The sequence below is a fragment of the Ginsengibacter sp. genome, from assembly GCF_057362405.1.
In genome coordinates this window covers 1-9,518 of sequence record NZ_JBMQQG010000277.1, presented here as the reverse complement: position 1 = coordinate 9,518, position 9,518 = coordinate 1, and the positions used below count along the sequence as shown (strand labels likewise).

Sequence of the window (9,518 nt, the reverse complement as noted above, 5' to 3'; positions counted from 1 at the left end):
ACCATTTTATTACTGATTTCATTGGCTTCCGGCAAACTTACACTCATGGGTAGTTCTGCCTCCACCCAAAGTGCGCCCTCATTTAATTGGGGTAAAAATTCAGTCCCCAAAAACTTTGCGGAAAAAAAAGTGATTAGCATGATAGCAAGAGCTACCAGCAGGCTCGATTTTTTATTGCCATAGGTTATCCTGAATAATTTGCCAATTCCTTTTTCAAAGAAGATGGGAATAGGATTATGTTTTTCCTTTACATTTTTTCTAAGTAGTATGCTTGACAATGCCGGGACAAGAGTGAGTGTAAAAAGAAGAGCGCCCATTAATGCAAAACCCAACGTGTAAGCAAGAGGGGAAAACATTTTTCCTTCTACTTTTTGAAAAGCAAAAATGGGTATAAGGCACGTTATGATTATTATTTTAGAAAAGAAGATTGCTTTTCCCATCTCGGTGCCTTTTTGCTTAAACAATCCAAGCTTGGCGAGCTTATTGAACTTTTCCATTCCTACTTCCCGGGCTTTTTGATCGAGTACCACAAAGAGCCCTTCCACCATAACGACGGCTCCGTCTATAATAATTCCAAAGTCTACAGCGCCCATGCTTAGCAGATTAGCTGACATGCCTTTAATGCGCATGCATATAAATGCAAATAATAACGACAAAGGAATGATAATACTAACGGTCAAGGTTGTTCGCCAGTCCGCCATGAATAGAAATACGATTACAGTTACCAGTATAATGCCTTCGGCAAGGTTATGCAAAACTGTATCAGTTGCATAATCCATAAGATTCGTTCGATCGTAGAAGGTATTTATTTTTACACCCCTGGGCAGAATGTTATCATTAAGATCTTTTACTTTAGCGTGTATCCTGTCCAACGCTTCTTTAGGATTTTCACCCTTGCGTATCACAACAATTCCTTCAATTACATCTTTATCAAAATCACGGGCAACTTGCCCTAGTCTTGGCTTTCCCGCTTCCTCAACTTTGGCAACGTTTTTAACAAGAATAGGAACACCATTGATATTAGTAATGGTAATGTTTTCAATATCACTGATGTTGTTTAATAATCCTATACCCCTGACCACGAAAGCCTGGCCGTTCTTTTCAATTACGTCACCACCCACATTCAGGTTGCTTTTAGCTACTGCGGAATAAACATCAAGGGAACTCAGGTTGTATTGATTCAGCAAATTCGGATTCACACTTATTTCAAATGTTTTCTCTTCGCCGCCAAAACTGTTTACATCCGCTACCCCCGGCACACTTTTAAGTTGCCTGTCGAGTACCCAATCCTGCAAGGTAGTTAGGTCGCGTATTGAATAATTTTTCCCTGTAAGAGTATACCGGTATACTTCGCCGGTGGGCCCGTAAGGCGGCTCTACTTCAGGTTCTGCTCCTTCTGGAAGATCTGCATTGCCGAGCCGGCTGATAACCTGTTGCCTGGCAAATGCATCATCAACATCATCATTGAAAATAATGCGGACATAGCTTAAACCGAATGAAGAAGTGGTTCTCAAATTCTCTTTTTTCTGTACTGAATTTAAAGCCACTTCCAGCGGTATCGTTATAAACTTTTCTACTTCTTCTGCACTACGTCCAGGCCACTGCGTTATAATAATAATCTGGGTATTGGTAACATCGGGAAAGGTTTCTATCGCGGTATTTTTATAGCTCCATATTCCAATAATCACCAGTATTATAGTAAGAAAAAACACGAGGTACCTGTGGCGAAGAGAGAAATGAATAATATTTTTTATGAGTTTAACCACTGTTTAATTTTTAGATCCGATAACTATCAGATTGATTGTAAAAAAGGATGTTACTCTTCCGTAAGCGAATTATAAACAAGTATTTGGTTTTTACTTATTAGCAAGTCGCCTGCCTTTACGCCATCCGTTAGATACGTTTTAGTACCAGAGACTTTTAGAATATTTACAACCTGGGCTTTTGCATGATACCTGTCTTTGTATAATACCACAAAGTTTTTACCTCCATCTGATATTACAGCCTCAGTAGGTATTTCCAATGCTTTGGCAGATTCTTTTTGCGCCAGGGTAATATTGGTAAACATTTCCGGTTTCAGGAGCATGCCTGTATTGGGCAATACAATCTTTATTTTCATTGCTTTACTTAAAGGATCCAGTACCGTATTGACCTGGTCTACTTTTCCATAGAATACTTTATCCGGGTACGCAAGGGTAGTAACCTCGGCAGGTTGCCCTGCTTTTATTTTTTGAATATCGGTTTCAAATACATTGGCCAAAACCCACACATCCTGCATGTCAGAAATGGTAAATAAATTCTGGCTGTTATCATTCCGGATAAAACTGCCTGCGTTAATATTTTTTTCTACAATGAAACCGTCCCGTGGCGCTGTAATAATATAACTGCCGCCCGGCTTTGTCTTTCCCCCACCATTTATTTCAATCTGCATCTGCACTTTTTTTACCGCGTTCATTGCTTTGTCGTATTCAATCTTTGCCTGGCTAAAATCTTTTTCACTGCTTATACCATTTTTGTATAAGTCTTCTGCATTTTTATATTCTTTTTCGGCAATGGCAGCATCACTGTTTGCTGTGGAGAGGTCAGCATAGTTTCCTGCGACGTCAGCACTTTTGATAACCGCCAGGGTTTGGCCTTTCTTAACTTTATCACCTAAAGAAACATTTACACTTTCTACCTGTCCGCTGGCGTTAGGGAAAATTTTTATCACCTTATTATCATCATAACTTACTTCACCGCTTAATAAAAGCTGGTCCTCGATGTTTTCGATTTTTGCGGTATCTATTTTTATGATTTGTGCAAGGGAATCCGATATAAGCGGCACATTGGTAGCCGCTGCAACTTCTTCTTTTGACTTGCATGCGGAGAAAATAAGTGCCATGCCTGCAACAATAAATGGAATAGTATTTTTCATATTTATTTGTTTAAAATGATAACATCCTTGCCTGCCTGGTAATTTAATTCCAGAAGCGCTTTTACAAGTCCGGTATGTTGTTCCAGTAATTTTAATTTGGTGTCTTTATAGGCATCAGCAAAGTCTATAAATTCCAGGAGGCTAACCTGGCGTTGTGTATAACTCCTCAGCATGTTCTGGAAAACGGCGTCATATTGTTGGGCAAAATCGAGCTGTTGCAGGTTATTTACTCCCTGGTAAAATCTTACTCTGGCAAGCGCCGAAGAAATATCATTTTCAATTTGTGAAACCTGGTTATCATACAAGGACTGCTGTTGCTTAATAATATATTGTGCGGAGGCTATACCGCCCTGGTTCCGGTTGAAAATATTCAGTGGGAATGATATAGCAAGACCTACATAGTCCGGTGAGTAGCTGCTTCGCTGGTCATATTCGGTTCCAACACTTATATCAGCTTTTGCCAACGCTTTTTGATAAATGAAATTATGATTCGCATAGTCAAGTTGAGTGTGCGCAATTTTAATATCAGGGCGAATTGAGTCTGCAATCTGTACCAGTTCTTCTTTGGCAGGTATTTCTTTTTTTATAAGATCAGGTAAATAGTAATTCATTACCGGAAAAATAAAAGTGCTGTCGTTATTTCTCAGCAATAATTTTACTTCACTCTCCAGGGGAATTAGTTGAGCATCTACATTTACAAGTTCGTTTTGCAAGCTAAACAGTAAGGCTTTGATGCGAATATTATCCTTTACTGAAATGTTTCCTGCTTTTAATTCTGCATCCATTCCTGTAACCAATGTTTGCAATTGACCAATCTCTGTATCGTAAACACGTTTAATTTTAAGCTGGTGCTCAATTTCGTATAAATCACTAATGAGCGCATACCTTAGTGTTCTTACAAGGTCGTCAAATTGTGCTGTTGAAATGGTGGCATTATCTATGGCAAGTTGTGCCAGTTTATTGCGTTTACCTGCCGTTTTGATTAGCTGCATTACCTGCACGTACACCTGCCCGTTAGACCCGTTGTGTGCAAAAAATCCTCCTTGCTTATCATAAATATTTTGGTCGGTGCTTATAATTGGATTGTCCCAAAATTTTGCCTGCCTTATTAAAGCCTGGTTGGCATCTACGTTGTACCTGGCCGCAAGTATCGATAAATTGTTCTGCAAAAAGAGTTTTTCACTTTCGGCAGGTGTTAATTTTAAAGTATCTGCCGGTGGGGATCCCAAACAAGGTAATACCGGAATTAGCAACGCAATAACGCATAGCTTATACCATGAGCATAAATTCATAATTCTTATTTAATAATGAAAAAAACACATAAAGAAGAACAGTAATGTTCTTCAGGCATTGAAAAAAACCTTCTTAGATAGCGGCTTTGGGAGGAGGAATAATTATATCGAAAGAAATATCAGGAACTTTATTTTCCTTATAAACGCCAAACATTGCTTTTTTGTCAATGGCGAATCCTTTATCGTTCATCTCACTGAATACAGGTTGGAAACAATATTCAAAAATTTTGACTATGTGGAAATTCTGGCCCTGGTCATTATCTTCATCATCTGCATGATGATCCAATCCTAACTTCACCATCACGAGTTCAACAATACTATTAATGTCATCTACCTGGTTGCCCATCTTATCATACACATCATCTTCTGGCGCCTGCGGAAGGAGCATTGACGTATTCATGTGAGAAAGTAGTAAAATAAAAGCCAGAAGCCTTTTCATGGAGGGGCAAAGGTATTACGGTATTAAGCTATCAAATTATAAAAGTTTTCTTAAATCTTAAATCGGTAATCTTACAAACGCTTCCATGGCAGCGTATCGTGTAAGACCGAGTTTTGCATACAGATCCGCAGTGTTGGCATTTCTTTCTTCAGCCCGTTGCCAGAACTCCCGATTATCACTGCCCTGGAATGGAACACTGTCTTTCTGCGATTGATGAATAAAAATTCCATAGCGTTTCTTCCTCACCTGGTCAGGGCTCATCGGCACGGCCATTTCAATTTCCGTTATATCCCATTCTTCCCAGGCGCCTTTGTATAACCAAACCCGGCAATCTGCCAGCCATTCATCGCCTTCCTGCTTCATCAAAGCAAGTGCGGCCAGAATAATGTCTATGCAAACTTTGTGCGTGCCATGAGGATCCGCAAGATCTCCTGCGCAAAAAACCTGGTGAGGCTTTATTTCTCGCATAAGCTTCACCGTTATTTGCACATCTTCATCGCTCATTGGCTTTTTTTCAATAGTGCCGGTTTCATAAAAAGGGAGGTTCATAAAATGAATCTGCTCCTCTTTCAACCCAACATACTTACAGGTGGCTCTTGCTTCGCAGCGGCGTATTAAACCCTTTATGCTCCTTATTTCGCTGGTATCTTTCTCACTTGCTTTTTTTTCGGTGATAAACGCTGTGGCTTTATTTAATATTGTTTTACTGATTGTATTATCTATGTCAAAAATTTTCTCGAAACCAACAGTAAAGTCAAGAAAACGGGTTACAAATTCATCGGTAACAGCAATGTTCCCGCTGGTTTGATATGCCACATGTACATCATGGCCCTGATCATGCAACCGCATAAAAGTACCTCCCATACTAATAATATCATCATCGGGATGAGGAGAGAATATAATCACTCGTTTAGGATAAGGAATACTTCTTTCAGGATGATTTGGCATTACGGAATTAGGCTTGCCGCCCGGCCAACCGGTGATGCCATCGCGAAGCATATAATATACTTCGAGATTTATTTCATAAGCGTCTCCTCTTTCAACTAACAAATCGCTCAGGCCATATTCATTATAATCGTGATTGGTAAGACTTAACACAGGTTTTTCCAACTTTAACGCAAGATCAATTACCGCCCGCTTAATAATGTTAGGCGTCCATTCGCATTCGCCGGTAAGCCAGGGAGATTTGAACCTCGTCAGTTCGGACGCTGCAAATTCATCAACAACGAAAGTGCAATTATCATGATTTTGTAATAAAGAGGCCGGTACTTCTTCGGTTGGTTTTCCCTCGACAGATTTTTGAATAACAGGGGCTTTGGTTTTTCCCCAGGCTATCAAAATTATGCGGCGTGATCTCATGATGGTGCTGATGCCCATCGTTATGGCCATGCGTGGTACCTGTGAAATATTTCCAAACTCGTGAGAGTTGGCGATGCGGGTAGAATTTTCCAAGGTAACCAGTCTTGTTTTGGAATACACAGGTGAGCCGGGCTCGTTGAAACCAATGTGGCCATTGTTACCTATTCCCAGGATTTGTAAATCAATACCGCCCGCATCTGCAATTTTCTTTTCGTATTCCGCGCAATGCTCCTTTATTTTTTCTTTTGGCACTAATCCGTTGGGTAAAAAATAATTTTCAGGATCAATATCTGTTTGCTCAAATAAATACTTGCGCATGAAATAATGGTAACTGTTGAGAGCATCGGGCTCCATTGGGTAATATTGATCCAGGTTAAATGTGATAACATTCTTAAAACTCAATCCTTCTTCCTGGTGAAGTTTTACAAGTTCGGCGTATAAGGACTTCGGCGTTGAGCCTGTGGCCAGGCCAATTACTGCCTTTTTTCCGGCAGCGTTTTTTTCTCTTATAAGATCAGAAATAATGCGGGCTACCTGCTGTGAGCCTTCTTTTGGCGTTTTAAAGATCCAAACGGGAATTTTTTCAAGAGAGTCAATCATGTCTGTTTCGATTTTGTAAAAGGTATATTGAAAAATGTTTACCGACCATGTTACCAACCGTTATATCCTTTAAGGAAATACTATCATCTAACTTAAGAACGGCGCGAAGATAAGTTGAATAGTATTTATTTTGTCATTGGATAAACAGATTGGTAATTCAGTATTATTTTTTGAATAAATAATGGTAATAGATTACTTTCCCAGCTAACCGGATTTTTAGAAATAGTTTGCAGATTGCTACACAGCTGTTAAAAATCTTTACAATAATTGACGCCCCACATTCTGTATCGGTTAACCATATCCGGTAGCCTGGTCTTAAAGTCTTCCAGGTTACGCATTTCTTTCGGACTCCAAAGAACTTCACTTAATGCGCTCATGCGAGGCAATATCATATATTCCAGTTTGCTGTTGTTGGCGATATATTCTGTCCAAACATTACCCTGTGCACCTAACACGTATTTTGCTTCCTGTGCATTTAATTCTTTTGGAACCGGCTCGTAACTATATACCGTATCGAGTGGAAGATAACCACCAATTGTCAGGCTGTCATCATTTTTTAACTGTGAATGATCGAAATAACAGTACTTGCCGGGAGTCATTATTACATTGTGATGTTGCTGCGCAGCGGCTACGCCTCCGTCTTCTCCGCGCCAGCTCATAACAGTGGCATTAGGCGTTAAACCTCCTTCCAGGATTTCATCCCAACCAATAATGTTTCTTCCTTTACTATTTAAATACTTTTCTATCCTGCTGATAAAATAAGTTTGTAGACCATTTTCATCTTTTAGATGTTTTTCTTTAATAAGTTTCTGGCAGAAATCAGAACGCTTCCAGGCGTCTTTCGGGCATTCGTCCCCACCAATGTGAATATATTTTGAGGGGAACAATTGCATCACCTCATCCAATACATTTTCAAGAAATTTAAAGGTGTATTCGGATGGACAATAGACATCTTCGAATACGCCCCATGTTTGCTGCACCTGTTTACCGGAGCGGCTTCCGGCCCAGGGAGTGTTAGATTTAATTAATGTAGATTCGTCGGGAAAGCAACTAAGCTTCGGATAAGCCGCAATAGCTGCCGACGAATGTCCCGGCATTTCTATTTCGGGAATAATGGTGATATAACGGTCCTGGGCATATTTTATAATATCTTTTATTTCTTGTTGCGTATAGAAGCCACCGTAATGTATGCTATCGTTTCCTGTACCCGGGTGATGGCCAATAATAGTTCCATTTCTAAATCCACCAACAGAAGTAAGTAAGGGATATTTTTTTATTTCTATCCTCCATCCCTGGTCTTCAGTTAAATGCCAGTGAAAAGTATTGAATTTATGGAACGCCATGTAGTCAAGATATTTTTTCACTTCAGCAACTCCAAAAAAATGCCTGCCTACATCCAGGTGCATACCGCGATACTGAAAGCGTGGATAATCTGTAATGCTGACTTGTGGAATTTGATATTGACTATTGCTGATTGAATCTTGATCAGTTGGCAACAGCTGAAGTAGGCTTTGTATCCCGTAAAATATTGCTTCATTACTGGTTCCTCCAATGCTAATTTTATTGCCTTGAATGTTAAGCGTATACTGATCTTTCTTCCGATCTCCGGGATATAACAAACCAAGTGATATCGCATTTTTTACATTTTGATAAGGAGAGATATTCTCTACACGAAGCGTAAAACCATAAAAATTTTTCAAATAAAAATTCAACATGTCTGCATTGTGCCTGGAAGCAGTATTGGCTACAATAACTGTTGATTTATTGAGATTGAAATAGCCAGTCTTTTGAGTAAGTTGTACCGGCTTTGGAATGATATTGATAGGGGTTTGTGATATTGCTGGTAAGTTTATCACGATAAAAAAAAAGAGGATTAGGTTCTTCATTAAAATAATTTTTTTGCAAATGTATTACTATAAATTTTGTTGGCGATTGCCAGTTTCTTTTAGATTATTTATACGTTGGAACAAAGTCGATATCAAAGCTTGTTGATTTTCGTGTATGCATAGTTGCAAGTTGCTTAAAGATTTCTTATTTTTCTAAAACAATCTTTTTAACCTAAATAACAAATTATGCACACAGAAATTTTTAGCCATATAAACTGGCTTGCAGTATTGGTTGGCGGATTAGCTTATTTTTTTCTTGGTTCAATTTGGTATACGGTTCTATTTGGAAAAAAATGGCGTGAGTATAATGCCGTTTTTATTAACCAACCCGACGCAAAAAAAGGAGCGGCCGTAACAATGATTGTCTCATTAATTTTGATGATTGTTTGTGCGCTTGGTCTTGAAATAATTGCGACACGGTTTTGGATTTTCGGTTGGGTGGGAGGATTAAAATTGGGACTTATTACCGGAATCTGCTTCGCGGCAACTGCTGTCCACATTTCTTATGTTTATGAAAAGCGACCGTTGGGTCTTCATTTAATAAATGGACTTTATAATGTTGCAGGTAATGTTATTGCTGCAATCATTGTTTGTTGGTGGTAATTTGTCTCATGCCAAGGTTGCCTTTTTAATTTTCCAGCGAGATAATTAAATGTTAATGACTCTGATCATACTCCCGCATCAGTCATGCTTTTGTTATGCCCGATCTTCCTCATTTACATCCCAGGTAAACTCTTGTAAAATTTTTAATTCAGTGAAATCCCGTCTTAGTCGCCTACTTTAAATTGAGTATTTTAATAGAAATCATAATATAGCATCTTTGTCCTTACAAGCAATGAAGAAGTAAATATCTAAATTTTGCTACTTCATATTTATTAAAAGAAGGAATTCGAACAAGCAAATAAAAACAAGAGTTGTGTGTGGTTTTAATCAGGAGTGCCCCGCCGTAAAACGCGGGGTTTTGATTTTCTGAACCCTATCCTGAAAATAATACAAGCGTAATAGCTTGTGTCCTATGATAAATAATT

General features: G+C 38.9%; 7 protein-coding genes. 1 reads left to right on the top strand and 6 read right to left on the bottom strand.

Going from position 1 to position 9,518, the window contains the following annotated elements:
• The 6 genes from ACO1O5_RS22875 to ACO1O5_RS22850 form a co-directional block, all read right to left on the bottom strand.
• Positions 1-1,766: efflux RND transporter permease subunit (locus ACO1O5_RS22875; protein ID WP_486274453.1), on the bottom strand; the 1,766-nt coding region annotated here is incomplete at its 3' end.
• A gap of 50 nt (positions 1,767-1,816) precedes the next feature.
• A complete protein-coding gene (locus tag ACO1O5_RS22870; RefSeq protein ID WP_486274451.1) occupies positions 1,817-2,914 on the bottom strand; it encodes an efflux RND transporter periplasmic adaptor subunit in 1,098 nt (365 codons plus the stop codon).
• A gap of 2 nt (positions 2,915-2,916) precedes the next feature.
• Positions 2,917-4,206, bottom strand: a complete 1,290-nt coding sequence (locus ACO1O5_RS22865; RefSeq protein WP_486274449.1) for a TolC family protein — start codon at positions 4,204-4,206, stop codon at positions 2,917-2,919.
• A gap of 73 nt (positions 4,207-4,279) precedes the next feature.
• Entirely contained in the window at positions 4,280-4,645 is a 366-nt protein-coding gene (locus ACO1O5_RS22860; protein ID WP_486274447.1) for a hypothetical protein, read from the bottom strand.
• A gap of 57 nt (positions 4,646-4,702) precedes the next feature.
• Entirely contained in the window at positions 4,703-6,604 is a 1,902-nt protein-coding gene (gene nagB / locus ACO1O5_RS22855) for a glucosamine-6-phosphate deaminase (protein ID WP_486274445.1), read from the bottom strand.
• A gap of 248 nt (positions 6,605-6,852) precedes the next feature.
• Positions 6,853-8,490: a beta-N-acetylhexosaminidase gene (locus tag ACO1O5_RS22850; protein WP_486274443.1), complete on the bottom strand. Its 1,638-nt coding sequence runs from the start codon at positions 8,488-8,490 to the stop codon at positions 6,853-6,855.
• A gap of 186 nt (positions 8,491-8,676) precedes the next feature.
• Here ACO1O5_RS22850 and ACO1O5_RS22845 point away from each other — a divergent pair, with 186 nt between their 5' ends.
• On the top strand, positions 8,677-9,093 hold the full coding sequence (locus tag ACO1O5_RS22845; RefSeq protein ID WP_486274442.1) for a DUF1761 domain-containing protein: 417 nt from the start codon (positions 8,677-8,679) through the stop codon (positions 9,091-9,093).
• Positions 9,094-9,518: the final 425 nt, after the last annotated feature.

Bases quoted from the DNA above. Each gene is read 5' to 3' on its own strand.
- ACO1O5_RS22870 (WP_486274451.1), bottom strand. From the start codon at position 2,914: ATGAAAAATACTATTCCATTTATTGTTGCAGGCATGGCACTTATTTTC.
- ACO1O5_RS22865 (WP_486274449.1), bottom strand. From the start codon at position 4,206: ATGAATTTATGCTCATGGTATAAGCTATGCGTTATTGCGTTGCTAATT.
- ACO1O5_RS22860 (WP_486274447.1), bottom strand. From the start codon at position 4,645: ATGAAAAGGCTTCTGGCTTTTATTTTACTACTTTCTCACATGAATACG.
- nagB (WP_486274445.1), bottom strand. From the start codon at position 6,604: ATGATTGACTCTCTTGAAAAAATTCCCGTTTGGATCTTTAAAACGCCA.
- ACO1O5_RS22850 (WP_486274443.1), bottom strand. From the start codon at position 8,490: ATGAAGAACCTAATCCTCTTTTTTTTTATCGTGATAAACTTACCAGCA.
- ACO1O5_RS22845 (WP_486274442.1), top strand. From the start codon at position 8,677: ATGCACACAGAAATTTTTAGCCATATAAACTGGCTTGCAGTATTGGTT.